The organism is Pseudaquabacterium terrae (assembly GCF_013266755.1).
In the GTDB taxonomy this organism is placed as follows: Bacteria; Pseudomonadota; Gammaproteobacteria; order Burkholderiales; family Burkholderiaceae_C; genus Pseudaquabacterium; species Pseudaquabacterium terrae.
Map to the genome: position 1 here is coordinate 288,101 of NZ_JABRWJ010000002.1, position 25,503 is coordinate 313,603.

The 25,503-nt window shown below is 68.7% G+C and carries 22 protein-coding genes; 20 read left to right on the plus strand and 2 right to left on the minus strand.

Going from position 1 to position 25,503, the window contains the following annotated elements; genetic code table 11:
• Window positions 1–6: 6 nt before the first annotated feature.
• The 10 genes from HLB44_RS06410 (at window position 7) to HLB44_RS06455 (ending at window position 12,282) form a co-directional block, all read left to right on the plus strand.
• Complete coding sequence (locus tag HLB44_RS06410; protein ID WP_173121728.1) at window positions 7–1,161, plus strand: deoxyguanosinetriphosphate triphosphohydrolase; 1,155 nt, start codon at window positions 7–9, stop codon at window positions 1,159–1,161.
• Between the two features lie 25 nt (window positions 1,162–1,186).
• Window positions 1,187–1,879, plus strand: a complete 693-nt coding sequence (locus tag HLB44_RS06415) for a transposase (protein ID WP_173121729.1) — start codon at window positions 1,187–1,189, stop codon at window positions 1,877–1,879.
• 120 nt (window positions 1,880–1,999) lie between these two features.
• On the plus strand, window positions 2,000–6,781 hold the full coding sequence (locus HLB44_RS06420; protein WP_173121730.1) for a glutamate synthase-related protein: 4,782 nt from the start codon (window positions 2,000–2,002) through the stop codon (window positions 6,779–6,781).
• Between the two features lie 36 nt (window positions 6,782–6,817).
• Window positions 6,818–8,296, plus strand: coding sequence for a glutamate synthase subunit beta (locus HLB44_RS06425; RefSeq protein WP_173121731.1), 1,479 nt, complete (start codon window positions 6,818–6,820; stop codon window positions 8,294–8,296).
• 111 nt (window positions 8,297–8,407) lie between these two features.
• Window positions 8,408–9,223 carry an ABC transporter ATP-binding protein gene (locus HLB44_RS06430; RefSeq protein WP_173121732.1) on the plus strand — a complete coding sequence of 272 codons (816 nt, stop codon included), beginning with the start codon at window positions 8,408–8,410 and terminating at the stop codon, window positions 9,221–9,223.
• Window positions 9,220–9,999 (plus strand): lipid asymmetry maintenance ABC transporter permease subunit MlaE, encoded by a 780-nt coding sequence (gene mlaE, locus HLB44_RS06435; protein ID WP_173121733.1) that lies wholly within the window; start codon window positions 9,220–9,222, stop codon window positions 9,997–9,999. Before HLB44_RS06430 ends, mlaE begins: the two co-directional genes overlap by 4 nt.
• 19 nt (window positions 10,000–10,018) lie before the next feature.
• The gene (gene mlaD / locus HLB44_RS06440; protein ID WP_173121734.1) at window positions 10,019–10,501 is read left to right on the plus strand and encodes an outer membrane lipid asymmetry maintenance protein MlaD; all 483 of its coding nucleotides are present in this window, start codon (window positions 10,019–10,021) and stop codon (window positions 10,499–10,501) included.
• Complete coding sequence (locus HLB44_RS06445; protein ID WP_343051242.1) at window positions 10,498–11,322, plus strand: MlaA family lipoprotein; 825 nt, start codon at window positions 10,498–10,500, stop codon at window positions 11,320–11,322. The genes mlaD and HLB44_RS06445 overlap by 4 nt, the downstream gene beginning before the upstream one ends.
• Before the next feature lie 61 nt (window positions 11,323–11,383).
• On the plus strand, window positions 11,384–12,007 hold the full coding sequence (locus HLB44_RS06450; RefSeq protein ID WP_173121735.1) for an MlaC/ttg2D family ABC transporter substrate-binding protein: 624 nt from the start codon (window positions 11,384–11,386) through the stop codon (window positions 12,005–12,007).
• A gap of 14 nt (window positions 12,008–12,021) precedes the next feature.
• Complete coding sequence (locus HLB44_RS06455; RefSeq protein WP_173121736.1) at window positions 12,022–12,282, plus strand: STAS domain-containing protein; 261 nt, start codon at window positions 12,022–12,024, stop codon at window positions 12,280–12,282.
• A 4-nt stretch (window positions 12,283–12,286) separates the two neighbouring features.
• Here HLB44_RS06455 and HLB44_RS06460 read toward each other — a convergent pair whose 3' ends face one another.
• On the minus strand, window positions 12,287–13,153 hold the full coding sequence (locus HLB44_RS06460; RefSeq protein WP_173122239.1) for a MurR/RpiR family transcriptional regulator: 867 nt from the start codon (window positions 13,151–13,153) through the stop codon (window positions 12,287–12,289).
• A 6-nt stretch (window positions 13,154–13,159) separates the two neighbouring features.
• Window positions 13,160–14,605: a glucose-6-phosphate dehydrogenase gene (gene zwf, locus HLB44_RS06465; RefSeq protein ID WP_173121737.1), complete on the minus strand. Its 1,446-nt coding sequence runs from the start codon at window positions 14,603–14,605 to the stop codon at window positions 13,160–13,162.
• Between the two features lie 176 nt (window positions 14,606–14,781).
• On the opposite strand from zwf, the gene tal reads away from it, so the two are divergent.
• The 10 genes from tal to HLB44_RS06515 all read left to right on the plus strand — a co-directional run bounded on the left by tal (window position 14,782) and on the right by HLB44_RS06515 (window position 25,496).
• Entirely contained in the window at window positions 14,782–15,732 is a 951-nt protein-coding gene (gene tal / locus HLB44_RS06470) for a transaldolase (RefSeq protein ID WP_173121738.1), read from the plus strand.
• The gene (gene pgi, locus HLB44_RS06475; RefSeq protein WP_173121739.1) at window positions 15,729–17,336 is read left to right on the plus strand and encodes a glucose-6-phosphate isomerase; all 1,608 of its coding nucleotides are present in this window, start codon (window positions 15,729–15,731) and stop codon (window positions 17,334–17,336) included. The genes tal and pgi overlap by 4 nt, the downstream gene beginning before the upstream one ends.
• The gene (locus HLB44_RS06480; protein ID WP_173121740.1) at window positions 17,333–17,956 is read left to right on the plus strand and encodes an HAD family hydrolase; all 624 of its coding nucleotides are present in this window, start codon (window positions 17,333–17,335) and stop codon (window positions 17,954–17,956) included. Before pgi ends, HLB44_RS06480 begins: the two co-directional genes overlap by 4 nt.
• A 156-nt stretch (window positions 17,957–18,112) precedes the next feature.
• A complete protein-coding gene (locus HLB44_RS06485) occupies window positions 18,113–18,967 on the plus strand; it encodes an ABC transporter ATP-binding protein (protein ID WP_173121741.1) in 855 nt (284 codons plus the stop codon).
• Complete coding sequence (locus tag HLB44_RS06490) at window positions 18,957–19,826, plus strand: ABC transporter permease (protein WP_173121742.1); 870 nt, start codon at window positions 18,957–18,959, stop codon at window positions 19,824–19,826. The genes HLB44_RS06485 and HLB44_RS06490 overlap by 11 nt, the downstream gene beginning before the upstream one ends.
• Window positions 19,823–20,764 carry an ABC transporter permease gene (locus tag HLB44_RS06495; protein ID WP_217283556.1) on the plus strand — a complete coding sequence of 314 codons (942 nt, stop codon included), beginning with the start codon at window positions 19,823–19,825 and terminating at the stop codon, window positions 20,762–20,764. Before HLB44_RS06490 ends, HLB44_RS06495 begins: the two co-directional genes overlap by 4 nt.
• A gap of 65 nt (window positions 20,765–20,829) precedes the next feature.
• Window positions 20,830–21,828: an ABC transporter substrate-binding protein gene (locus tag HLB44_RS06500; RefSeq protein WP_173121743.1), complete on the plus strand. Its 999-nt coding sequence runs from the start codon at window positions 20,830–20,832 to the stop codon at window positions 21,826–21,828.
• Window positions 21,825–22,454, plus strand: a complete 630-nt coding sequence (locus HLB44_RS06505) for a TetR/AcrR family transcriptional regulator (RefSeq protein ID WP_343051243.1) — start codon at window positions 21,825–21,827, stop codon at window positions 22,452–22,454. The genes HLB44_RS06500 and HLB44_RS06505 overlap by 4 nt, the downstream gene beginning before the upstream one ends.
• Window positions 22,455–22,563: 109 nt before the next feature.
• Complete coding sequence (locus tag HLB44_RS06510) at window positions 22,564–24,297, plus strand: serine/threonine protein kinase (RefSeq protein ID WP_173121744.1); 1,734 nt, start codon at window positions 22,564–22,566, stop codon at window positions 24,295–24,297.
• A complete protein-coding gene (locus tag HLB44_RS06515; RefSeq protein WP_173121745.1) occupies window positions 24,294–25,496 on the plus strand; it encodes an OmpA family protein in 1,203 nt (400 codons plus the stop codon). Before HLB44_RS06510 ends, HLB44_RS06515 begins: the two co-directional genes overlap by 4 nt.
• Window positions 25,497–25,503 lie beyond the last annotated feature (7 nt).

Sequence of the window (25,503 nt, forward strand, 5' to 3'; positions counted from 1 at the left end):
CCCGCGATGGACCTGGCACGCCACGCCAGCCACCCGGCCGATTCCCGCGGCCGCCGCCATGCGGAGCCGCCGGCGCGCCTGCGCGACGACTACCAGCGCGACCGCGACCGCATCGTGCACAGCACGGCCTTCCGCCGGCTGGTCTACAAGACGCAGGTCTTCGTCAACCACGAGGGTGATCTCTTTCGCACCCGCTTGACGCATTCGATCGAGGTCGCGCAGCTCGGCCGGTCGATCGCGCGCGGCCTGCGGCTGAACGAGGACCTCGTCGAAGCGATTGCGCTGGCCCATGACCTCGGGCACACGCCGTTCGGCCACGCGGGCCAGGACGCCTTGCACGATTGCATGCGCGAGCACGGCGGCTTCGAGCACAACCTGCAGAGCCTGCGCGTCGTCGATCTGCTCGAACAGCGTTACCCGGCGTTCGATGGCCTGAACCTGAGCTTCGAAAGCCGCGAAGGCATCCTGAAGCACTGCTCGCGCCGTGACGCCGAGCGGTTGGAGGCTGCCGAGCCCCACGGCGTGGCGCGGCGCTTCGTCGACGGCACGCAGCCCAGCCTCGAAGCGCAGCTGACGAATCTCGCCGACGAGATCGCCTACAACGCGCACGACGTCGACGACGGCGTGCGCTCGGGTCTGCTGCAGGCGGATCAGCTCGAAGCCGTGCCCCTGCTGCAGCGCCATCGCGCGGCGGCCGTGCAGGTCCATCCGATGCTCGGTGGGCGGCGGCTGCTGTTCGAGATCATCCGCCGCATGCTCTCAGAGCAGGTGCACGACGTGATCGACACCAGCGCCGATCGGCTCGAACGAGATGCGCCGATCGATGCCTGGGCCGCGCGCACGATGGGCCCGTTGATCCGCTTCAGTGCGCCGCTGCGCGACGAGATCACCGAGCTCAAGCGTTTCCTGATGCGCGAGCTCTACCGCCACCCGCAGGTGATGGCGACCACCGACGCAGCCCGCAGCGTCGTGCGCGAGCTGTTCGCGGCCTACGTCGACCGACCGGCCGAGATGCCGGAGGACTTCGCGCGGCGCGATGACCCGCTGCGTGCGGTCGCCGACTACATCGCCGGCATGACCGACCGCTTTGCCGCCCGCGAGCATCGCCGGCTGACCGGGCGCGATGCCTTCGCCGGCGGGATGAACGACGCCGGCCGGTGAGCAGCGTGGCAGGAGCGGACTCGGCATGGCGCGCCTGACGCGGCTGGCGCTCGCAGGCCATGCTCATCTGATCGCGCTGCAGGCGTTGGTCGGCCTGCGGCTGTTCGTCGACGATGCGGACCGCGAAGCCTTCCTCCGCGTGCTGCGTGAGGCGGGCCAGCAACACCACGTCGCGCTGCATGGCTACACGCTGCTCGACGACCAGGTCTACCTGCTCGCAACGCCGCGCGTGGCCGAGGGCCTGAGCCTGCTCGTGCAGAGCCTCGGCCGGCGCTACGTGGCGACCTACAACCGCCGTCGTGTCCGGCGCGGCGGCCTGTGGGATGGGCGCTACCGGGCGACCATCCTGCAACCCGGCGCCGCCGTGCTCGACGCGCTGGTGCTGATCGACTCGCAGGCCTTGCGCGCCGGGCTGGTTACCGCGCCCGCCGAGGCGGTCTGGTCGAGCGCGCGGCACCACCTCGGCCTGCTGCGCGACCCGTTGCTCGCGACCTGCGACGAATACTGGCGGCTCGGCAACACCCCGTTCGAGCGTGAAGAGGCGTACCGACAGCGCATGCTGGATGGCTTGGGGAGCCGGCGCGTCGAGCAGCTGACCGCGGCAGTCCACAAGGGGTGGGCGGTCGGCGATGACGCGTTTCTCGCGCACCTGGCCGAGCAGACCGGCCGACCCGTGCAGCCGCGACCGCGCGGGCGCCCGCCGAAGCCGCTGTCGTAAGTCTTCCTGAAATGGTATGTCCCCATTTATGATGAGAGTGTCGCTGATGCGCATTTAAAGGGGTCAGACCCCTTAAATTCTGCTTGAGCCGTTTGCTGCGCTGCAGTAACCTCCGCCGCAATGAATCAGCCGAAGGAGCGCGCCGTGAGCGATGCCGTCCAGGGACCCGCGTCCCGCACCGAAATCGAAGCGCTCGCGCAGAGCGGCCTCTACGACCCCAGCAACGAGCACGATGCCTGCGGTGTCGGCTTCGTCGCCCACATCAAGGGCCAGCGCGCGCACGGCATCGTCGAGCAGGGCCTGAAGATCCTCGAGAACCTCGACCACCGCGGCGCGGTCGGTGCCGACAAGCTGATGGGTGACGGCGCCGGCATCCTGATCCAGCTGCCCGACGAGTACTACCGCGCCGAGATGGCCGCCCAGGGTGTCGAGCTGCCGCCGCCCGGCGAGTACGGCGTCGGCATGATCTTCCTGCCGAAGGAGCACGCCTCGCGCCTCGCCTGCGAGCAGGAACTCGAGCGGGCGGTGAAGGCCGAGGGCCAGGTGCTGATCGGCTGGCGTGACGTGCCGGTCGACCGCGAGATGCCGATGAGCCCGGCGGTGCGCGCCAAGGAGCCGGTGATCCGCCAGATCTTCATCGGCCGCGGCGCCGATGTCATCGTGCCCGACTCGCTCGAGCGCAAGCTCTACGTGATCCGCAAGACGGCATCGGCGGCGATCCAGGCGCTGAAGCTGACGCACAGCCGCGAGTACTACGTGCCCAGCATGAGCTGCCGCACGGTGATCTACAAAGGCCTGCTGCTCGCCGACCAGGTCGGCAAGTACTTTCTGGACCTGCAAGACGAGCGCGTCACGTCGGCGCTCGCGCTGGTGCACCAACGCTTCTCGACCAACACCTTCCCCGAGTGGCCGCTCGCGCATCCGTACCGCATGGTGGCGCACAACGGCGAGATCAACACCGTCAAGGGCAACTTCAACTGGATGCGCGCCCGCGAGGGCGTGATGAAGTCGCCGGTGCTGGGTGACGACCTGAAGAAGCTCTACCCGATCAGCTTCGAAGGGCAGAGCGACACCGCGACCTTCGACAACGCGCTCGAGCTGCTGACGATGTCGGGCTACCCGCTCGCTCACGCGGCGATGATGATGATCCCAGAGGCCTGGGAGCAGCACGAGCTGATGGACCTGCGCCGGCGCGCCTTCTACGAGTACCACGCGGCGATGCTCGAACCGTGGGACGGCCCGGCGGCGATGGTCTTCACCGACGGCAAGCAGATCGGCGCCACGCTCGACCGCAACGGCCTGCGCCCCGCGCGCTACATCGTCACCGACGACGACCTGGTGGTGATGGCCTCGGAATCCGGCGTGCTGCCGATCCCCGAGAACAAGATCGTCAAGAAGTGGCGCCTGCAGCCCGGCAAGATGTTCCTGATCGACCTGGAGCAGGGCCGCATCGTCGATGACGAGGAGCTGAAGAACCAGTTCGCGTTCGCCAAGCCCTACCGGCAGTGGATCGAGAACGTGCGCATCCGGCTCGACACGATCGAGGTCACCGCCGGCCCGACGGCATTCGACGAATCGCTGCTCGATCGCCAGCAGGCCTTCGGCTACACGCAGGAGGACCTGAAGTTCCTGCTCGCACCGATGGCCACCGCCGGCGAAGAGGGCATCGGCTCGATGGGCAACGACTCGCCGCTGGCGGTGCTGTCCGACAAGAACAAGCCGCTGTACAACTACTTCAAGCAGCTCTTCGCCCAGGTCACGAACCCGCCGATCGACCCGATCCGCGAGGCCATCGTGATGAGCCTGAACAGCTTCATCGGGCCGAAGCCGAACCTGCTCGACATCAACGCGGTGAACCCGCCGATGCGTCTCGAAGTGACGCAGCCGGTGCTCGACTTCGACGACATGGCGCGGCTGCGGGCGATCGAGCAGCACACGCACGGCAAGTTCAAGAGCCACGAGATCAACATCACCTATCCGCTGGCCTGGGGCCGCGAGGGTGTGGAGGCCAAGCTCGCGTCGCTGTGCGCAGAAGCGGTCGATGCGATCAAGAGCGGCCACAACGTCCTGATCATCACCGACCGCCGCATGAGCCGCACCCAGGTCGCGATCCCCGCGCTGCTGGCGCTGTCGGCGATCCACCACCACCTGGTGCGTGAAGGCCTGCGCACGACCGCCGGCCTGATCGTCGAGACCGGTTCGGCGCGCGAGGTGCATCACTTCGGTGTGCTCGCCGGCTACGGCGCCGAAGCCGTGCACCCGTACCTCGCGCTCGAGACGCTGGTCGAGCTGCACACCTCGCTGCCGGGCCAGCTCTCGGCCGACAAGGCGATCTACAACTACATCAAGGCGATCGGCAAGGGGCTGTCGAAGATCATGTCCAAGATGGGCGTGTCGACCTACATGTCCTATTGCGGCGCGCAGCTGTTCGAGGCCATCGGCCTCGAGCCGAAGTTCGTGCAGAAGTATTTCCGTGGCACGGCATCCCAGGTCGGCGGCATCGGCGTGTTCGAGGTCGCCGAGGAGGCGCTGCGCACGCACATCGCCGCCTTCGGCGACGACCCGGTGCTGCACTCGATGCTCGACGCAGGCGGCGAGTACGCCTGGCGCACGCGCGGCGAGGAGCACATGTGGACGCCGGACGCGATCGCCAAGCTGCAGCACAGCGCGCGCTCGGGCAAGTTCGAGACCTACAAGGAATACGCGCAGCTGATCAACGACCAGAGCAAGCGCCACATGACCTTGCGCGGCCTGTTCGAATTCAAGGTCGACCCGAGCAAGGCGATTCCGCTGGAGCAGGTCGAGCCTGCCGCCGAGATCGTCAAGCGCTTCGCGACCGGTGCGATGTCGCTCGGCTCGATCAGCACCGAGGCGCACTCGACGCTGGCGATCGCGATGAACCGCATCGGCGGCAAGAGCAACACCGGCGAAGGCGGCGAGGATCCTGCGCGTTATCGCAACGAGTTGAAGGGCATCAGGATCACCGACGGCACCAAGGTGTCGGACGTCATCGGCGCGAAGGTCATCGCGGCTGACTACGTGCTGAAGGACGGCGACAGCCTGCGCTCGAAGATCAAGCAGGTGGCTTCCGGCCGCTTCGGCGTGACGACCGAATACCTGGTCTCGGCCGACCAGCTGCAGATCAAGATGGCGCAGGGTGCCAAGCCCGGCGAGGGCGGCCAGCTGCCCGGCGGCAAGGTCAGCGACTACATCGGCTTCCTGCGCTACTCGGTGCCGGGCGTCGGCCTGATCAGCCCGCCGCCGCACCACGACATCTATTCGATCGAGGACCTGGCGCAGCTGATCCACGACCTGAAGAACGCCAACCCGCGCGCTTCGGTCAGCGTCAAGCTGGTGTCCGAGGTCGGCGTCGGCACGATCGCCGCCGGCGTCACCAAGTGCAAGGCCGACCATGTCGTGATCGCCGGCCATGACGGCGGCACCGGCGCCTCGCCGTGGTCGTCGATCAAGCATGCCGGCACGCCGTGGGAGCTGGGCCTGGCCGAGACACAGCAGACGTTGGTGCTGAACCGCCTGCGCAGCCGCGTGCGCGTGCAGGCCGACGGCCAGATGAAGACCGGCCGCGATGTCGTGATCGGCGCGCTGCTCGGCGCCGACGAGTTCGGCTTCGCGACCGCGCCGCTGGTCGTCGAGGGCTGCATCATGATGCGCAAGTGCCACCTGAACACCTGCCCGGTCGGCGTCGCGACGCAGGACCCGGTGCTGCGCGCCAAGTTCACCGGCAAGCCCGAGCACGTCGTCAACTACTTCTTCTTCGTCGCCGAGGAAGCGCGCCAGATCATGGCGCAGCTGGGCATCCGCAGCTTCGACGAGCTGATCGGCCGCGCCGACCTGCTCGACATGAAGAAGGGCATCGCGCACTGGAAGGCCAAGGGCCTGGACTTCAGCCGCGTGCTGCACCAGCCGCAGGTGCCCGCTGACGTTCCGCGTTATCACGTCGAGCAGCAGGACCACCGCCTCGAGAAGGCGCTCGACGTCAAGCTGATCGAGCGCTGCAGGCCGGCGATCGAGCGCGGCGAGAAGGTGCACTTCATCGAGGAGACGCGCAACGTCAACCGCTCGGTCGGCGCGATGCTGTCGGGCGAGCTGGTGCGCCAGCGGCCGGAGGGCCTGGCCGACCACACCATCTTCATCCAGATGGAGGGCACCGGCGGCCAGAGCTTCGGCGCTTTCCTGGCCAACGGCATCACGCTGTACCTGATCGGCGACGCCAACGACTACACCGGCAAGGGGCTGTCGGGTGGGCGCATCACCGTGCGGCCGAGCATCGACTTCCGCGGCGACGCGACGAAGAACATCATCATCGGCAACACCGCGCTGTACGGCGCGACGAGCGGCGAGGCCTTTTTCCGCGGCGTCGCCGGCGAGCGCTTCGCGGTGCGGCTGTCGGGCGCGACGGCAGTCGTCGAAGGCACCGGCGACCACGGCTGCGAATACATGACCGGCGGCACGGTGGTCGTGCTCGGCAAGACCGGGCGCAACTTCGCCGCCGGCATGTCGGGCGGCATTGCCTACGTCTACGACGAGGACGGCCAGTTCGCGCGCCGCTGCAACACCTCGATGGTCACGCTGGACAAGGTGCTGCCGAAGGCCGACCAGCAGGCGAGCGTCGACCGCGCGATCTGGCACAAGGACGAGGCCGACGAGGTGTTGCTGAAGAACCTGATCGAGAGCCACCACCGCTGGACCGGCTCGCTGCGCGCGCGCGAGATCCTCGAGGACTGGGCCAACGCCCGCGGCCGCTTCGTCAAGGTCTTCCCGTCCGAATACAAGCGCGCGCTGGGCGAGATCAACGCCGCCCGCGAGTCCGACGCGACGATCGCGAAGGCCCGCGCGGACAGCACCAAGGCGCCGGGCACCAGGCACGTTCCCGCCAAGTAAGCGTCAGCACCGGATACGAATCAAGGAATCACAGCGATGGGCAAGGTTACCGGCTTCATGGAGTACGAGCGCGTGGAGGAGGCCTACGCGCCCGTTCCGGAGCGCGTCAAGGGCTACAAGGAATTCGTCATCGGGCTGAACAACGAGCAGGCCAAGGTCCAGGGCGCGCGCTGCATGGACTGCGGCACGCCGTTCTGCAATTCGGGCTGCCCGGTGAACAACATCATTCCGGACTTCAACGATCTGGTGTACCGCGGCGACTGGCGCAATGCGATCACCGTGCTGCACTCGACCAACAACTTCCCCGAGTTCACCGGCCGCATCTGCCCGGCACCGTGCGAAGCGGCCTGCACGCTGAACGTCAACGACGATCCGGTCGGCATCAAGTCGATCGAGCACGCGATCATCGACCGCGCCTGGGCCGAGGGCTGGGTGCAGCCGCAGCCGGCGAAGGTGAAGACCGGCAAGAAGGTGGCCGTCGTCGGCTCGGGGCCGGCGGGCATGGCCGCGGCGCAGCAGCTCGCACGGGCCGGCCATGAGGTGACGGTGTTCGAGAAGAACAGCCGCATTGGTGGCCTGCTGCGCTACGGCATCCCGGACTTCAAGATGGAGAAGTCGCACATCGACCGGCGCATCGAGCAGATGCAGGCCGAGGGCGTGGTCTTCCGCACCGGCGTGCTGGTCGGCCACCTGCCCGAAGGCAGCAGGATCACCAACGATGCGAAGGAGATCGTCTCGGCCGACGAGTTGAAGGCGGGCTTCGATGCCATCGTGCTGACCGGCGGCGCTGAAGCCAGCCGCGACCTGCCGGTGCCGGGCCGCACGCTCGATGGCGTGCATTTCGCGATGGAATTCCTGCCGCAGCAGAACAAGGTCGTCGCCGGCGACAAGGTCAAGGGCCAGATCCGGGCCGATGGCAAGCACGTCATCGTGATCGGCGGCGGCGATACCGGCAGCGACTGCGTCGGCACCAGCAACCGCCACGGCGCGGCCAGCGTCACGCAGTTCGAGCTGATGCCGCAGCCGCCGGAAGAAGAGAACCGGCCGCTGACCTGGCCCTACTGGCCGTACAAGCTGCGCACCAGCTCCAGCCACGAGGAAGGCTGCGAACGCACTTTCGCGGTCGCGACCAAGGAGTTCGTCGCCGGCAGCGGCAAGGACAAGGGTCGCGTCGTCGGGCTGAAGACCGTGCAGGTCGAGTGGCAGGGCGCCAAGATGGTCGAAGTGCCCGGCAGCGAGAAGGAATGGAAGGCCGACCTGGTGCTGCTGGCGATGGGCTTCACGAACCCGGTGGCCACGATCCTCGACGCCTTCGGCATCGACAAGGACAACCGCGGCAATGCGCGGGCGACCACCGATGGCGCAGCCAGCTACAAGACCAGCGTCGACAAGGTGTTCGCCGCCGGGGACATGCGGCGCGGCCAGTCGCTGGTGGTGTGGGCCATCCGCGAGGGCCGGCAGGCGGCGAAAGCGGTGGACGAGTACCTGATGGGAACGTCGACGCTGCCGCGATAGCATCGACGACACTTCTTTGCAACACCGGATCGGGGCAACTCCGTACGGGAAAACGCGGCGTGCGACAATCTTTTCACACGACAAGGGCCGGCAGGCCCGCCCGCCGGACCCTTGAGCCCCGACCCCCTGATCGAGATCGACCGAGTCAGCTTCGGCTATGACCCGAGCCGCAGCATTCTGAAGGACGTGAGCCTGCGCTTTCCGCGCGGCAAGGTCACGGCGATCCTGGGTGGCTCGGGCTGCGGCAAGACGACGCTGCTGCGCCTGATCGGCGGCGTGCATGGGGCGAGCAGCGGTCGCGTGGTCTTCGACGGCGAGGTGATCAACGCCCGCGATCGTCGGCAGCTCTACCGCTTGCGCCGGCGCATGGGCATGCTGTTCCAGTTCGGCGCGTTGTTCACCGACCTGACGGTGTACGAGAACGTCGCTTTCCCGCTGCGTGAACAGACCGACCTGCCCGAGGCGCTGATCCGCGACATCGTGCTGATGAAGCTCAACGCCGTCGGCCTGCGCGGGGCGGCGCCGCTGCGCATCGCCGAGGTGTCGGGCGGCATGGCGCGGCGCGTGGCGCTGGCGCGTGCGATCGCGCTCGACCCCGAGCTGATCATGTACGACGAGCCCTTCGCCGGCCTCGACCTGATCTCGATGGGCGTCGCCGCGACGCTGATCCGCACCCTCAACGACATCACCGGCGCGACCTCGCTGGTGGTCTCGCACGACGTGCCCGAATGCATGGCGATCAGCGACTTCGTCGTGCTGATGGCCGCGCCGGGCCGCATCGTCGCGAAGGGCACGCCGCAGGAGCTGATGGACTCCACCGATCCGGAAGTGCGGCAGTTCGTGCGCGGCGAGCCCGACGGGCCGGTCAAGTTCCACTATCCGGCGCCGGAGCTGGCCCAGGACTTCGGCCTGGAGCGCGCGGCATGAACTGGCTCGCACTGATTGGCGCTCGCGCGCTGAGCGTCATGCGCGGCTGGGGCCATGGCGCATTGTTCCTGCTCGACCTCGTGCGCGCGCTGCCCGCGGCGCTGCGGCGGCCGATGCTGGTCATCACCCAGGTCCATGCGATCGGCAACCGCTCGCTGTTGATCATCCTCGCGTCGGGCATGGCGGTCGGCTTCGTGCTGGCGCTGCAGATGTACTACGCGCTGGTGCCCTATGGTGCGGCCGAGTCGCTCGGCCTGGTGATCAACCTGTCGCTGGTGCGCGAGCTCGGGCCGGTGGTCACCGCGCTGCTGTTCGCCGGGCGCGCGGGCACGTCGCTGACCGCCGAGATCGGGTTGATGAAAGCCGGCGAGCAGCTCGCCGCGATGGAGCTGATGGCCATCGATCCGCGCGCGCGCGTGCTGGCGCCGCGCTTCCTGGGCGGTGTCGTGGCGATGCCGATCCTCGCGATCCTGTTCTCGACGATCGGCATCCTCGGCGCCTGGGTGGTCGCGGTCGGGCTGATCGGCATCGACGCCGGCAATTTCTGGTCGATCCAGCAGTCGCGTGTCGACGTCTTGCGCGACATCGGCAACGGCATCGCCAAGAGCGCGGTATTCGGCGTGATCTGCACCTTCGTCGCGCTGTACCAGGGCCACGAGACCCAGGCGACACCCGAAGGCGTGGCCTATGCGACGACGCGCACGGTGGTGTTTTCGTCGCTCGCGGTGCTGGGCACCGACTTCATTCTCACGGCGTTGATGTTCTCGACGCCGTGAACCCCAAGGGACGATAAACATGGGCAAGCGAGGAATCGAGACACTGGTCGGGCTGTTCGTGCTGCTCGGTGTGGTGGCGTTGCTGTTTCTGTCGCTGAAGGCCGCGAACCTCGCGAACTTCGGCAAACGCGACATCTACCGGCTGACGGCCCGCTTCGACAACATCGGCGGCTTGAAGGTCCGCGCGCCGGTGCGCAGCGCCGGCGTGCCGGTCGGCCGCGTGACGAGGATCAGCCTCGACTCGAAGACCTACCAGGGCGTCGTCACCCTGGAGATCGACAGCCACTATGTGTTCCCGAAGGACAGCTCGGCGAAGATCCTGACCGCCGGCTTGCTCGGCGACCAGTACATCGGCCTGGAGCCGGGCGGGGACGAGAAGAATCTCGCCGGCGGCGACGTGATCCCGCAGACCCAATCCGCCGTCGTGCTGGAAAACCTGATCGGCCAGTTCCTGTTCAGCAAGGCGGCCGAAGCCGGCGGCAGCAACGGGAGCCCGAAGTGAGGCCGTCGCGCTGGGCGACCTCGATGCATGGCCTGGTGGTGGCCGCGCTGACGGTCGCCGCGCTCGGTCTCGCTGGGTGCGGCACGGTGCCGGCGCAACCGGGCACCGCACAGGAGAGCACCGAGCCGGCTTCCGCACGGTCCGATCCCTGGGAGCGCCTCAACCGCCGGATCTTCGACTTCAACGAAGTGGTCGATGCCGCGGTGATCAAGCCGGTGGCCCTGGGCTACCGTGCGGTCGTGCCGGAGTGGCTGCGTACCGGCGTCGACAACATGTTCGGCAACCTGGGCGATGCCTGGTCGGCAGTCAACCTCGTGCTGCAGGCCAAGCCCAAGGTGGCCCTCGAGGTGGGCATGCGGGTGGTGACGAACACCCTCTTCGGCCTGTTCGGCTTTCTGGACATTGCCGACGAGATGGGCCTGCCGCGCCAGTCGGAAGATTTCGGCCAGACGCTCGGCGTCTGGGGTGTCGGCAGTGGGCCCTACCTGGTGCTGCCGCTGCTGGGCCCGTCGACGCTGCGCGACACCGCGGCCCTGCCGGTCGACTTCAAGGCCTCGCCCAGCGCGCTGGCCTTCAACGAAGTGCGCGACCAGAATGGCGCCACGGTCTTGCAGGTCATCAATACGCGGGTCAAGTTGCTGAATGCGACGCGCGTGCTAGACGACGTCGCGCTCGACAAATACATCCTGTTGCGAGATGCCTACCTGGCGCGGCGTCGCAACCAGGTCTACGACGGTGATCCGCCCGAAGAGCAAGATACAAAGGCTGCCGAGCCCCCGCCGGCCGAGCCCAAACCGGCGGAACCCAAGCCGGCCAAGTGAACCGAACGCAGCTCTGTTGCGTTGAGCTTGGGTTTTGCCCGTCTCATGAAAGGATGAACTGATGTTGCGACGTACCTGGATTTCCGCGCTGGCGCTGGCCGCTGCCGCCGTGGCCGTGCCTGCCGCCCGTGCCGAAGCCGTGGCCGCCGACGTTTTCGTCAAGCAGGTGTCGAACGACGTGATCGATGGGGTGAAAGCCGACAAGGCGATCCAGGCCGGCGATGTCTCGCGCATTCGCACACTGGTCGACTCGAAGGTGATGCCGCACGTCAATTTCCAGCGCATGACCGGCATGTCCGTCGGCCCGCAATGGCGCAGTGCGACGCCCGAGCAGCAAAAGCGCATGCTCGAGGAATTCAAGACGCTGATGGTCAACACCTACGCCGGCGCGCTGACGCAGGTGAAGGACCAGGTGGTGGTGGTCAAGCCGCTGCGCACAGCCAGCGAGGGCGACCAGGTCGTGCGCACCGAGGTGCGCGGCCGCGGCGAGCCGATCCAGCTCGACTACCGCGTCGAGAAGGCCGGCGACGGCTGGAAGATCTACGACGTCAACGTCGGCGGCTTCTGGCTGGTCGAGGCCTACAAGGGCCAGTTCGCGAAGGACCTGAGCGGCGGCGGCCTGGACTCGCTGATCACGCGCCTGGCGGAGAAGAACAAGGCGACCAACGCGCCGCAGAAGAACTGAAGGCGCTGCGGCCGATGAGCATCGCACTGCCCGCCGTGTTGACGATCGCCGAAGCCCGCGCCACGGTGGAACGGCTGGTGGCCGCGCTGGCGGCCGAAAACCAGCCGGTGCTCGATGCGTCGGGGCTGCAGACGCTCGACAGCGCTGCCATCGCGGTGCTGCTCGAATGCCGCCGTGCCGCACAAGCGGCCGGCAAGACGCTGCAGCTGGTCGGCGCGCCGCCGAAGCTCGGCGAGCTGGCGCGCCTGTACGGCGTCGACGGCCTGCTCGCCTAGAGGATCATTCGGGCTGCGCGTAGCGCTTCGCGCGCAGGTTGCGCTTGATCTCCTGCAGCATCGGCCGCAGGTGGCTGCCCAGGCGCAGCGCGACGCCGGTGGTCAGGATGTCGATGATCGTCAGGTGCAGCAGGCGCGAGACCATCGGGCTGTAGCGGTCGTAGTCCTCGGGGTGGTCGGCGGCCAGCAGGATGTGGCCGTGCGACTGCGCGAACTGCGCCAGCGGTGAGCCGCTGGCCGTCATCACGATCACCGTCGCGCCTTTGCGGCGCGCGATGTCGGCGGCGTCGAGCAGGTCGCGGCTGCGGCCGGAATTGCTGATCACCACGGCACAGTCGCCGGCGCCCAGCATCGTGGCGCTCATCACCTGCACATGGCCGTCGCTGCAGGCGATCGTGTTGACGCCGAGGCGGAAGAACTTGTGCTGCGCATCCTGCGCGACGATGCCCGAGTTGCCGACGCCATAGAACTCGATGCGCTTGTGCTCGCGACCGGCATTCGTCAGCGCCTCGATCGCGCGCTCGACCGCATGCCCGGCCGCGGCATTGCGGTACTTCAGCATCGCGGCGACCGCGTTGTCGATCACCTTGATGATCAGCTCGGCCGGCTTGTCGTCCTCGTCGACCGCGCGGTGCACGAAGGGCACGCCTTCGTTGACGGTGCCGGCGAGCTTGAGCTTGAAGTCGGCCAGGCCGTCGTAGCCGACGCTGCGGCAGAAGCGCACCACCGTCGGCTTGCTGACATGCGAGCGCTCGGCGAGCTCGCCGACCGGCAGGCTGGCGAAGCTGCGCGGATCGGCCAGCAGCAGCTTGGCCACGCGCTGCTCCGCCGGCGGCAGGGCCGGAATCGAGGCGCGCACACGCTCGAGCATCGACATCTACTCTTCCTCGTCCCAGGTGCAACCGTCGCGCGCGACCATCGCACTCGACGCCGGCGGCCCCCAGGTGCCGGCGGCATAGGGGCGCGGACCGTTCGGATCATGGGCCCAGGCATCGAGGATCGGTTCGACCCAGCGCCAGGCCTGTTCCTGCTCATCGCTGCGGACGAAGAGGTTCAGCCGCCCGGCGATCGCGTCGAGCAACAGGCGCTCGTAGGCGCCGACTCGCTCCGTCGGAAAGGCCTTGTCGAAATCGAGGTCCAGCTTGACCGGCGCCAGCATCTCGCCCTGGCCGCTGCCTTTGGTCGCTAGCAGGTGCAGTTCCAGCCCGTCCTCGGGCTGCAGGTTGATCACCAGCTTGTTGGCGCGCGCCGAGCCCGGGAAGATCGGATGCGGCACCGGCCGGAAGTTGACGACGATCTGAGCCCGGCGTTCGGCCAGCCGCTTGCCGGTGCGCAGGTAGAAGGGCACGCCGGCCCAGCGCCAGTTCTGCACCTCGGTGCGCAGCGCGACGAAGGTCTCGGTCGTGCTGCCGGGGGGCACCTTCTGCTCCTCGAGGTAGCCGGGCACCGGCTTGCCGCCGATCGTGCCGGCGCGGTACTGCCCGCGCACGACGTCGCGCGCCACCATTTCGGCGCTGAACGGCCGCAGCGACTTCAGCACCTTCAGCTTCTCGTCGCGGATCGCGTCGGCATCGCTGGTCGACGGCGGCTCCATCGCGATCATCGTCAGCAGCTGCAGCGCATGGTTCTGCACCATGTCGCGCAGCGCGCCGGTCTGGTCGTAGAAGTCGCCGCGCGTGCCGACGCCGAGCTCCTCGGCCAGCGTGATCTGGATGTTGGCGATGCTCTCGCGCCGCCACAGCGGCTCGAACAGCGCGTTGCCGAAGCGCAGCGCCATCAGGTTCTGCACCGACGGCTTGCCGAGGTAGTGGTCGATGCGGAACGCCTGCGATTCGGCGAACACCGAGCGCACGACGCGATTGATCTGCTGCGCGCTTTCGAGGTCGTGGCCGAGCGGCTTTTCGAGCACGACGCGCACGTTCGGGCCATTCAGGCCGGCGGCGCCGAGCTGCTCGCAGATCACCGGGAAGAGGTAGGGCGCGGTCGCCAGGTAGAGCACGACGGTGTCGGCACGCCGGTCATCGATCCAGGCCTTGAGCCCGGCGTAGTGCTCGGGCTTCGACAGGTCCATGCGGCGGTAGTGCAGCAGCGCGGCGAAACGCGCGAACTCCTCGTCACTGGGCCGCTTGGCGCTGTCGACCTCGACGAAGCGCTCCTTGATGAAGGCGCGGTATTCGTCGTCGCTGCGTTCGTCGCGCGCCACCGCGAGGATGCGCCCGCCGGGGGGCAGCTTGCCGTGGCGAAAGGCCTGGAACAGTGCCGGCATCAGCTTGCGCCAGGTCAGGTCGCCGGTGCCGCCGAAGAAAATCAGATCGAAGGACATGAGGTGATGCGGTGATGTAACTCAGTTTCACTTTTCATGATGCATGAGTTTCTTCAGTCGGTCAATCGCACGTCAACCTGCCGGGCTTGGCGGCAGGTACCGCGGCTGTAACCGATTCGGAAACCAGGACCGCCGCCATCGCGGTCTAATCCAGGTCCACCGACAGACGGACCGCGATGAACCAGCTCGACCAGCTCAAGGCCTTCACCACCGTGGTGGCCGACACCGGCAACTTCAAGCAACTGGCGCAGTTCGCGCCGCAGGACGCGACGACCAACCCGTCGCTGATCCTGAAGGCCGTGCAGCAGCCCGACTACGCGCCGCTGCTCGCCGACACCGTGGCGGCCCACCGCGGCCGTGCGCTCGACGAGATCGTCGACGAGGTGCTGGTGCGCTTCGGGCTGGAGATCCTGAAGCTGGTGCCGGGCCGCGTGTCGACCGAAGTCGACGCGCGCCTGTCCTTCGACAGCGCCTCGACGGTGGCGCGTGCGCAGCGCCTGATCGGCATGTACGAACGCGCCGGCATCGGCCCGGAGCGGGTGCTGATCAAGATCGCATCGACCTGGGAAGGCATCCAGGCGGCGCGCGAGCTCGAGCGCCAGGGCATCCGCTGCAACCTGACGCTGCTGTTCTCGTTCTGCCAGGCGGTGGCCTGCGGCGAAGCGGGCGTGCGGTTGATCTCGCCCTTCGTCGGGCGCATCTACGACTGGTACAAGAAGCAGGCCGGTGGCGCGTGGGACGAAGCGCGACAAGCCGGTGCCAACGACCCCGGCGTGCTATCGGTCGAGCGCATCTACACCCACTACAAGCACTTCGGCATCGAGACCCAGGTGATGGGCGCGAGCTTTCGCAACGTCGGCCAGGTGCTGGCGCTCGCCGGCTGCGACCTGCTGACGATCAGCCCCGATCTGCTCGCGCAGCTGCAGGCCAGCGTCGCGCCGGTCGAGCGCCGGCTCGATCCGGATGCCGCACGCGCCGCGGACTTCAAGCCCGCGCGCTACGACGAAGCCGGCTTCCGCTACGCGCTGAACGAGGACCCGATGGCCACCGAGAAGCTCGCCGAGGGCATCCGCGCGTTTGCCGCCGATTCCGCCAAGCTCGACGCGATGATCGAGGCGCAACGATGACCCGCTGCGACGCGACCGTCGCGTGGGCCGCGCTGCAAGGGCACTACGAGGCCCACGGCCGCGGCTTCGATCTGCGCGAGGCCTTCGTGCGCGACCCGCAGCGCTTCGCGGCGTTCTCGTTGCAAGCGCCGGAGGTCTTTGCCGACCTGTCGAAGAACCGCTGGGACTTGGCGACACGCAAGCTGCTGCTCGAGCTGGCGCGCGAAACCGGCCTCGAGGCGCACCGCGATGCGATGTTCGCCGGTGCGCCGATCAATGTGACCGAAGGTCGCGCGGTGCTGCACACGGCGCTGCGCGCACCGCGCGGCGCGGCCTTGCACGGCGACGAGGTGCATGAGGTGCTCGAGCGCATGCTGGCCTTCGCCGAACGGATGCGCGACATCGAGAGCAGCGGCATCACCGACATCGTCAACATCGGCATCGGCGGCTCGGACCTGGGGCCGCAGATGGTCGTGCCGGCGCTGGACGCCTATTGCCAGCCGGGTCAACGCTGCCACTTCGTCAGCAATGTCGACGGCCATGACATCGCGCCGGTGCTGCGCCGGCTCGAAGCGCGGCGCACGCTGTTCATCGTCGCCAGCAAGACCTTCACGACGCAGGAGACGATGGCCAACGCGGCGGTGGCGCGGGCCTGGTTCCTGGCGCGGGGAGGGAGCGAGCACGACATCGCGCGCCACTTCGTCGGTGCGACGACCAACCTGCAGGCGGCGGCCGAATTCGGCATCCACACCACCTTCGGCTTCTGGGACTGGGTCGGCGGGCGCTACTCGCTGTGGAGCGCGATCGGACTGCCGATCGCGATCGCCATCGGCGCCGACCACTTCCGCGCGCTGCTCGATGGCGCGTTTGCGATGGACCGCCACTTCGCCGAAGCGCCGCTGGAGCACAACCTGCCGGCGCAGCTCGGACTGCTCGACGTCTGGTACCGCAACTTCCACCGCTTCACGAGCCGCTCGGTGGCGCCCTATCACCAGGGCTTGAAGCGGCTGCCGGCCTACCTGCAGCAGCTGGAGATGGAATCCAACGGCAAGCGCGTCGATGTCGACGGCCAGCCGTTGCCCTACGACACCAGCCCGGTGGTCTGGGGCGAGCCGGGCACCAACGGCCAGCATGCGTACTTCCAGATGCTGCATCAGGGCAGCGAGGTCGTGCCGGTCGAGTTCATCGCCGTCAAGCGCCCGACGCACGAGCACGCCGACCTGCACGCCAAGGCCCTGGCCAACTGCCTCGCGCAGGGCCAGGCGCTGATGCTCGGCAAGACCAGCGACGCCGCGCTCGGCGAGCGCGCGCCGACCGCCTCGGCCGCGCTCGACCGCGCGGTGCTGGCGCAGCATCGCAGCTTCCCTGGCAACCGGCCGAGCACCACCTTGCTGCTCGAGCAGCTGACGCCACGTGCGCTCGGCGCGCTGATCGCGCTCTACGAGCATCGCGTCTTCACCAGCGGTGCGGTGTGGGGTATCAACAGCTTCGACCAATGGGGCGTCGAGCTCGGCAAGGCTTTGTGCAACAACCTGCTGCCGCGGCTGGTGGATGGGCCCGGCAAGGGCGATGCGAGCGGCCTCGACAGCTCGACCGCCGGCCTGCTGCAGCGCCTGACACGATGAAGCTCGTCTTCGACTTCGGCGGCGTGTTGTTCCAGTGGCAGCCGGCCGAGCTGCTCAAGCGCGTGCTGCCCGAACGTGCACACGACGATCACAGCGCCGCGCACTGGGTCGGCGAGGTGTTCCAGAGTTATGGCGGCGACTGGGGTGATTTCGACAAGGGACTGCTGAGCGCCGACGAGGTGGTCGAGCGCCTGGTGCGGCGCACCGGCTTGGGCCAGGCCGAAGCGCAGGCGATCGTCGATGCGGTGCCCGGCTTGCTGCTGCCGATCGAGCCGACGGTGGCTTTGCTCGAACGCCTGCGGGCGAGCGGCGTGCCGCTGTACTACCTGTCGAACATGCCGGCGCCGTACGCCGATCATCTGGAGCGCACGCACCCCTTCGTCGGCTGGTTCGCGGCGGGCATCTTCTCCGGCCGCGTGCAGCAGTCCAAGCCCGATCCGGCGATCTTCGCGCTGGCGGCGGAGCGCTTCGGTGCGGCGCCCGAGGAGCTGGTCTTCCTCGACGACCATCCGCCGAACATCGACGCAGCGCGCGCCGCAGGCTGGCGTGCGCTGCACTTCACCGATGCCGAGCGCGCCGAACGCGAGCTGCGTGAGCTCGGCTGGAGCGGCGCCGAATAGGACGCGCGCAGCGGTGGTGCGGCAGCGCACCGCATCGGGGTTGATCCGGGGTCGCGCGGGGCCTGCGCGGTGGCACAAATCTGGCTTCGTCAGCCACAATAAGCTGACCATTTGGTCAAGTCCGCCGCGCGTGCCCGCGCACGCTCCCACCTGACGATGAACGCTCCCGACCGGCTGCAAGGCCTGCCTTCCAGCGCCGCTGCGCCGACGATCGCCGTGCCCGCCGCGGACGTCGCCGTCGACGTGCGTCGCGCCAGCGTCGTCTATCCGTCGGCGGACGCGCCGGTGCGCGCGCTGCACGAGGTCGACCTGGCGATCGGGCAGGGCGAGTTCGTCTCGCTGATCGGCCCGTCGGGCTGCGGCAAGACGACGCTGCTGCGCGTGATTGCCGACCTCGAGCCGATCAGCGCCGGCGAGGTGCTGGTCAACGGCATGACCCCACGCGAGGCGCGCCTGGCGCGTGCCTATGGTTATGTGTTCCAGTCGCCGGCGCTGTTCCCGTGGCGCACCGTGCTGGCCAACGTGATGCTGCCGCTGCAGATACAGGGCCGCACGAAAGCGCAGTGCGAGGCCATCGCGCGTGAGCAGCTCGAGCGCGTCGGCCTCACCGGCTTCGAGCGCAAGTACCCGTGGCAGCTGTCGGGCGGCATGCAGCAGCGCGTGTCGATCGCGCGCGCGCTCGGCTTCGAGCCCAAGCTGCTGATGATGGACGAGCCTTTCGGCGCGCTCGACGAGATCACGCGCGACCGGCTCAACGAGCAATTGCAGCAGCTGTGGCAGCGCGAGCGCCGCACGGTGGTCTTCGTCACCCACTCGATTGCCGAGGCCGTCTACCTGTCGACGCGCATCGTCGTGATGTCGCCGCGTCCGGGCCGCATCCTGAAGGTCATCCGGTCGACCTTGCCCGACGAGCGCACGCTGGGCTTGCGCGACACGCCGGAGTTCATGGCGCTGGCGCACGAGGTGCGCGAAGGCCTCGCCGCCGGCCACGGCGCCGATGATGAAGCCTGAGCTGCGCGAGCGCGCCCTGCCGGTGGCCGCCGTGCTCGCCGCGGTGCTGCTGCTGTGGTACGCCGGCGCCGTCGGCCTGAACGCAGCCGGGGCGATCGAGCGCGTGCTGACGCCCAAGGGCGCCTACACCACGAGCGAGCTGATCGCGGCGACGCTGAACATGCAGCGCCCGGTGCTGCCGTCGCCGCACCAGGTGATCGCCGACCTGTGGCACAGCATCGTCGACTGGCCGCTCGATTCGCCGCGCAACCTGCTGTACCACGTCGCGGTGACGGCCGAGTCGACGCTGGTCGGCTTCGTGCTCGGCACGCTGCTGGGCATCGTGCTGGCGGCGGCGATCGTGCACTCGCGCACGCTGGATCGCGCGCTGCTGCCGTGGATCGTCGCCTCGCAGACGGTGCCGGTGCTGGCGATCGCGCCGATCGTGCTGGTGATCCTCGGCAGCCTCGGCTTCAGCGGTGTCGCCCCGAAGGCGACGATCGCGATGTACCTGTGCTTCTTTCCGGTGACGGTCGCGATGGTGCAGGGCCTGCGCTCGCCGCAGCGCATCGAGAGCGAGCTGATGCACACCTATGCCGCGTCGCGCAACCAGGCCTTCTGGATGCTGCGCCTGCCGTCGGCGCTGCCCTTTCTGTTTCCGTCGCTGCGGATCGGCGTCGCGGCGGGGCTGGTCGGCGCGATGGTCGCCGAGCTGCCGACCGGCGCGCAGGCGGGGCTCGGCGCGCGGCTGCTGACCGGCTCGTACTACGGCAACACGGTGTCGATCTGGTCGGCGCTGGTGATGTCGGCAGTGCTGGGCCTGGTGCTGACGGCCGCGGTGGCCGGCGTCGAGAAGCTGGTGCTGCGGAGGCCGGCATGACGCGTGTGCTGATGGCGCTGGCCCTCGCCGTGCTCGCGGCGATCGGCCTGTGGTGGGCGCTGCCGGCCGCGGGCGGCGAGGGTGAACGCTCGGCGCTGCTGACGCCGGTCTTGCTCGTCACGCTGCTGCTCGCGGCCTGGAGCGTGCGGCGTGTCGCCGCGCTCGATGGCCACCGCGCCTACGGCACGGCCACCGCGGCGCTGTTCGGCCTGTGGGTCGTCTATTTCTGGGAAGTCAGCGTCTCGCTGTACCAGGTCCCGCGCGTGCTGCTGCCGGCACCGTCCTTCATCGTGCAGGCGCTGATCGATCGCTGGGACATCCTGGCCGGCGACTTCGTGCAGACCGTGCTGAAGGCCGTGCTGATCGGCTGGGCGCTCGGCTGCGGGCTGGGCTTCGCGGTCGGCGTGGCGATCGATCGCGCGCCCTTCCTGCAGCGCGGGCTGCTGCCGCTCGCTTCGCTGACCAGCACCGTGCCGCTGGTGGCCGTCGCGCCGATCGCGGTGATGTGGTTCGGCTTCGAGTGGCCGTCGAAAGCGGCCGTCGTCGTCTTGATGACCTTCTTCCCGATGCTGGTCTCGACGCTCGCCGGCCTGCAGGCCGCCGGCCGGCTCGAACGCGAGCTGATGCAGACCTATGCCGCCAGCTACGGCCGCACGCTGCTCGACCTGCGCCTGCCGGCGGCAATGCCCTTCATCTTTGGCGCGATGAAGGTCAATGCGACGCTGGCGCTGATCGGCGCGATCGTCGCCGAGTTCTTCGGCTCGCCGACGGTCGGCCTCGGTTTTCGCATCAGCACCGAGGCGGCCAAGATGAACATGGCGCTGGTCTGGGGCGCGATCGTCGTCGCCGCGGTGACCGGCTCGGCCGCCTACGCGCTGCTGGTGCAACTGGAGCGGCGCATCGCGTTCTGGCATCCGTCGGTGCGCGCCACGGCATGATGGCTTTCCTCGTCGCCGGCAGACCGGCTTGGGCTCTCCCACAACCATTCCTGAAGGAGCAAGTGATGAAGCGACTCTCGATCAAGCTCGGCCTGCTGGCCTGCGCCGCGATCTGCAGCCTGGGCGTGCAGGCCGCGGAGAAGCTGACCGTGCAGATGAAGTGGGTGCCGCAGGCGCAGTTCGCCGGCTACTACGTCGCTCAGGCCAAGGGTTATTACAAGGCCGAGGGGCTGGACGTGACGATCAAGCCGGGCGGCCCCGACGTCTCGCCCGTGCAGGTGATCGCCGGCAACCAGGCCGACGTGGTCGTCAACTGGATGCCCGATGCGCTGGCCGCGCGCGAAGCGGGCGTGCCGCTGGTCAACATCGCGCAGGTCTTCGACAAGTCCGGCCTGATGCTGACCTGCAAGAAGGCCAGCGGTGTCACGAGCCCGAAGGACTTCAAGGGCAAGACGCTGGGCGTCTGGTTCGGCGGCAACGAGTACCCGTTCCTGAACTGGATGGCCAAGCTGGGGCTCAAGCCCGACACCGACGTCAAGGTGCTGAAGCAGGGCTTCAACGTCGACCCGCTGCTGCAGAACCAGGCCGCGTGCATCTCGACCATGATCTACAACGAGTACTGGCAGGTGGTCGATGCCGGCGTCAAGGAAAGCGACCTGATCACCTTCTTCTACGAGAAGGAGGGCGTCGCCTCGCTGGAAGACGGCCTGTACGTGCTGGAACCCAAGCTAAAGGACCCGGCCTTCGTCGCCCGCATGGCGAAGTTCCTGAAGGCCTCGTTCAAGGGCTGGAACGACGCGGTGAAGAACCCCGAGGAAGCGGCCAAGATCGTCGTCGCCGCCGACCCCTCGGGCAGCGCGACGCTGCCGGTGCAGACGCGGCAGATGAAGAACATCGCCACGCTGATCAGCACCGCCGGCACCAAGAAGATCGGCTACCTGGAGCCGGCCGCCTACGAGCGCACGGTCAAGGTGCTGCTGACCGGCGGCAGCTCGCCGGTGATCAAGAAGGATCCGGGCAAGGCGGCCATGACGCACGTGGTCTGGGAAGCCGCGCAGAAGTGACCGTCGATGGCGGCGAGCTTCGAAAGGGCCAGATCCGCCAGGCCAACGAGGCGCTGATCCTCGGCGCGGGCGAGCGCGTGTTCGCCCGCGCCGGCTTCAACGGCGCGACGATGGCCGAGATCGCCGACGAGGCCGGCCTGCCGAAGGCCAACCTGCACTACTACTTCGGCAGCAAGCAGGACCTGTATCGCGCGGTGCTGGCGCGCACGTTGCACGACTGGCTGGTGCCAATGGACAGCCTGGTGCCGGACGCCGATCCGCGCTCGGGACTCGAGAGCTACATCCGCGCCAAGATGGCGATGTCGGTGCAGCGCCCGGATGCGTCGCGCGTCTTCGCCAACGAGATGCTGCATGGCGCGCCGGTGCTGGGTGAGCTGATGCGCGGCGAGCTGCGCACGATGGTGCGGCGCAAGGCGGCCGTGCTCGATGCGTGGATCGCTGCGGGCCGCATGGCGCCGGTCGACACCACGCACCTGTTCTTCACGATCTGGGCGGCGACGCAGACCTACGCCGATTTCGACGTGCAGGTGCGCGCCGTGCTCGGCCGCGAGACGCTGGGCCCGCGCGACCAGGCGCGCGCCGCCGAACACGTGGTCGGCCTGATCCTGCGCGGCTGCGGGCTCTGAGACACTTGAGGGGTGATTCCTTTCACGTCCCGATGAGTGCCGCCCGGCCGTTCCGAAGGCGCTCGCGCCCCCCCGGGGGGCAGCGAGCGAAGCGAGCTTGGGGGCACCAATGACCGCCGGCGCGCCGCCGAGCGACGATGCCCCGCGCACCGCGACGACCCGCGCGGTGCAGCCTGACGTCGACCTCGGCATCGGCACCGGCACCTTCACCGTCGGCAACCGGCTGGCGGTCGGCCAGCGGCTGGACGAGTACGAGATCAGCGGGCTGCTCGGCGAGGGCGGCTTCGGCATCGTCTACCTGGCCTGGGACCATTCGCTGCAGCGCCGGCTGGCGATCAAGGAGTACATGCCGGCATCGCTCGCCTTTCGGTCGCACGGCATGCAGGTCGAGGTCAAGGCCGAGCGCTACGAAGAGTCCTTCGAGGCCGGGCTGCGCAGCTTCATCAACGAGGCCAAGCTGCTGGCGCGTTTCGACCATCCGGCGCTGGTCAAGGTGCACCGCTTCTGGCAGGCCCACGGCACCGCCTACATGGTGATGCCGTACTACGAGGGCGTCACGCTGAAGCAGGCGCTGGCCGAGATGAGCGAGCCGCCCGACGAGGCCTGGCTGCGCGATCTGCTGGCGCCGCTGCTCGACGCGCTGCAGTACCTGCACGAGTCCTCGTGCTACCACCGCGACATCGCGCCCGACAACATCCTGCTGATCGACGACGGCCGGCCGCTGCTGCTCGACTTCGGTGCCGCGCGGCGGGTGATCGGCGACATGACGAAGGCCGTCACGGTGATCCTGAAGCCGGGTTACGCGCCGATCGAGCAGTACGGCGACATGCCCGGCGCGACGCAGGGCCCGTGGACCGACATCTACGCGCTCGGCGCGGTGCTGCACACCGCGATCACCGGCGTCGTGCCGCGACCCTCCGTCGCGCGCATGCTGCGGGACGACTACGAGCCGCTGGTGCTGCGCGCACGCGGCCGCTACAGCGACCGCCTGCTGCGGGCGATCGACCGCACACTGGCGCTGCACCCCGACGAACGGCCGCAGTCGATCGCCGTGCTGCGCGAGATGATCGACATCGACCGCGAGCAGGAGACGGCGCCGCTGTCGCTGCCGCCGCGGGTGCCACGCGCGGTGCTGACCCAGCCGCCGGTGCGGCCGGCGCCACCGCCGAACCTGCCGGCGGTGCCGATGCCCACGGTGGCGCAGCAGCGTGCCGGGATGCCCTGGCCGCCGAGCCGGCCGGTGCTGATCGGCGCCGGCGCGGGCCTGGCCGGGGTGCTGGGGCTGCTGTGGTGGCTGAATGCACCCAGGCCGGAGCCGGTGCTGCCGTTGCCGGAACCGCCCGCGTCCGAAGCTGTGCCTGCCGCTTCGGCGCCGCTGCCGGAGCCGCCGGCCAGCGCCGTGGTGCCCGAGCCGGTGCCGACCCCGGCGCCAGCGCCTGAGCCGCCACCGGCCCCCCTGCCTGCACCCGCGCCTGAACCGGCGCCCGCACCCGTGCCGGCGCCCGCACCCGCACCCGCACCCGCACCCGCACCCGTGCCGGCGCCACCTGCCCCAGTGCCGGCGCCACCGGCCCCGGTGCCTGTACCAGCGCCCGTGCCCGCACCCGCACCGACGCCCGCACCCAAGGCCGAGACACCGGCTTCGCGCCCGAGCCCCGCGCCGCGGCCACCAGTGCGTCGAACCGAAGCCGTCAAGCCCCCGGCTGCGGCACCCTCCGCGGCGCCGGCCGAGCCTAGAATTCCCTCGAATGCCCGTTGTGCCGAAATCATCCAGCGTGTGTCGATCGGCGAGACCTTGACGGCCGCCGACCGGCGCATTCTCAAAGAGGAGTGCGGAAGATGAACCGGTTCGGATCGATCGTTCTGGCGGCACTGCTGATTGCCGGCTGCCAGACGCCCCCCCCAGCGCCGGTCGTGCGCGCCAGCGTCCAGGACCTGCCGCTCGACCAGGCGATCGTCGTCGCCACCGATGCGCTCGCCGCGCAGGTCAAGCCTGCGCAGGCGACCGGGCTGGCCGGCGTGCTCGCCAAGATGGACAACAAGCCGGCCGGCAAGTTGCTGGTGCTGATGGACCCGTCGCTCGACGCCGCCTCGGGCCAGCAGACCGCGTTGACGCGCCAGCTCGACCAGAAGGTCAACGACCGCTTGCGCACGCATGCCCACCTCGACGTGCTGCCATTCGCGCAACAGAGCCTGACGCGCGCGCAGTACCTGGTGGTGGCCACGATCACCCGCATCGATGCCGGCAAGGGGCCGTACCAGATCCACCTGTCGCTGACCGACATGAAGAGCGGCCAGATCGCGGCGCAGTCGTCGTCGCGGGCCCGCGACGAGGGCTTCGACACGACGCCGACGCCGTACTACCGCGACACGCCGGTGCTGATGCTGAAGGACCACGTCGTCGAGGGTTACATGCGCACTGCGCAGGCCGCGCCGGGCCAGCCGGCCGACAAGGCGTACCTCGAGCGTGTGGCCGCCGCGGCCATGATCCAGGAGGCGACGACGCTGTACAACAACGAGCGCTACCAGGAGGCGCTGGGTCTGTACCGCGGCGCGTTGGCAACGCCCGCCGGCGAGCAGATGCGCTCGCTCAACGGCGTGTACCTGACGAACTGGAAGCTGGGCAACGTCGTCGAGGCCGAGCAGGCCTTCGGCAAGGTCGTTGCGCTCGGCCTGGCAACCCGCACGCTCGGCGTCAAGTTCCTGTTCAATCCCGGCGGCACCGAGTTCTGGTCGGACCAGAAGATCAGCGGCCCGTACACCGTGTGGCTGCGCCAGATCGCGCGCCAGGCCGCGGGCTCGAACATCTGCATGGAAGTCGTCGGCCACACCAGCCGCACCGGTTCCGAAACCTTCAACGACCGGCTGTCTGCGCAGCGTGCGGCGTTCATCCAGCGCAAGCTCGAGGGCGAGGCGCCGGCGCTGACCGGCAAGATGAAGTCCAGCGGCGTCGGCTACCGCGAGAACCTGATCGGCACCGGCACCGATGACGCGAGCGACTCGCTCGACCGCCGCGTCGAGTTCAAGATCGGCAGCTGCTAGTCCACTG

Excerpts from the sequence above, each read along its gene's own strand:
- HLB44_RS06410 (WP_173121728.1), top strand. The coding sequence starts at position 7 with ATGGACCTGGCACGCCACGCCAGCCACCCGGCCGATTCCCGCGGCCGC.
- HLB44_RS06415 (WP_173121729.1), top strand. The coding sequence starts at position 1,187 with ATGGCGCGCCTGACGCGGCTGGCGCTCGCAGGCCATGCTCATCTGATC.
- HLB44_RS06420 (WP_173121730.1), top strand. The coding sequence starts at position 2,000 with ATGAATCAGCCGAAGGAGCGCGCCGTGAGCGATGCCGTCCAGGGACCC.
- HLB44_RS06425 (WP_173121731.1), top strand. The coding sequence starts at position 6,818 with ATGGGCAAGGTTACCGGCTTCATGGAGTACGAGCGCGTGGAGGAGGCC.
- mlaE (WP_173121733.1), top strand. The coding sequence starts at position 9,220 with ATGAACTGGCTCGCACTGATTGGCGCTCGCGCGCTGAGCGTCATGCGC.
- mlaD (WP_173121734.1), top strand. The coding sequence starts at position 10,019 with ATGGGCAAGCGAGGAATCGAGACACTGGTCGGGCTGTTCGTGCTGCTC.
- HLB44_RS06450 (WP_173121735.1), top strand. The coding sequence starts at position 11,384 with ATGTTGCGACGTACCTGGATTTCCGCGCTGGCGCTGGCCGCTGCCGCC.
- HLB44_RS06455 (WP_173121736.1), top strand. The coding sequence starts at position 12,022 with ATGAGCATCGCACTGCCCGCCGTGTTGACGATCGCCGAAGCCCGCGCC.
- HLB44_RS06460 (WP_173122239.1), bottom strand. The coding sequence starts at position 13,153 with ATGCTCGAGCGTGTGCGCGCCTCGATTCCGGCCCTGCCGCCGGCGGAG.
- zwf (WP_173121737.1), bottom strand. The coding sequence starts at position 14,605 with ATGTCCTTCGATCTGATTTTCTTCGGCGGCACCGGCGACCTGACCTGG.
- tal (WP_173121738.1), top strand. The coding sequence starts at position 14,782 with ATGAACCAGCTCGACCAGCTCAAGGCCTTCACCACCGTGGTGGCCGAC.
- pgi (WP_173121739.1), top strand. The coding sequence starts at position 15,729 with ATGACCCGCTGCGACGCGACCGTCGCGTGGGCCGCGCTGCAAGGGCAC.
- HLB44_RS06480 (WP_173121740.1), top strand. The coding sequence starts at position 17,333 with ATGAAGCTCGTCTTCGACTTCGGCGGCGTGTTGTTCCAGTGGCAGCCG.
- HLB44_RS06485 (WP_173121741.1), top strand. The coding sequence starts at position 18,113 with ATGAACGCTCCCGACCGGCTGCAAGGCCTGCCTTCCAGCGCCGCTGCG.
- HLB44_RS06490 (WP_173121742.1), top strand. The coding sequence starts at position 18,957 with ATGAAGCCTGAGCTGCGCGAGCGCGCCCTGCCGGTGGCCGCCGTGCTC.
- HLB44_RS06495 (WP_217283556.1), top strand. The coding sequence starts at position 19,823 with ATGACGCGTGTGCTGATGGCGCTGGCCCTCGCCGTGCTCGCGGCGATC.
- HLB44_RS06500 (WP_173121743.1), top strand. The coding sequence starts at position 20,830 with ATGAAGCGACTCTCGATCAAGCTCGGCCTGCTGGCCTGCGCCGCGATC.
- HLB44_RS06510 (WP_173121744.1), top strand. The coding sequence starts at position 22,564 with ATGACCGCCGGCGCGCCGCCGAGCGACGATGCCCCGCGCACCGCGACG.
- HLB44_RS06515 (WP_173121745.1), top strand. The coding sequence starts at position 24,294 with ATGAACCGGTTCGGATCGATCGTTCTGGCGGCACTGCTGATTGCCGGC.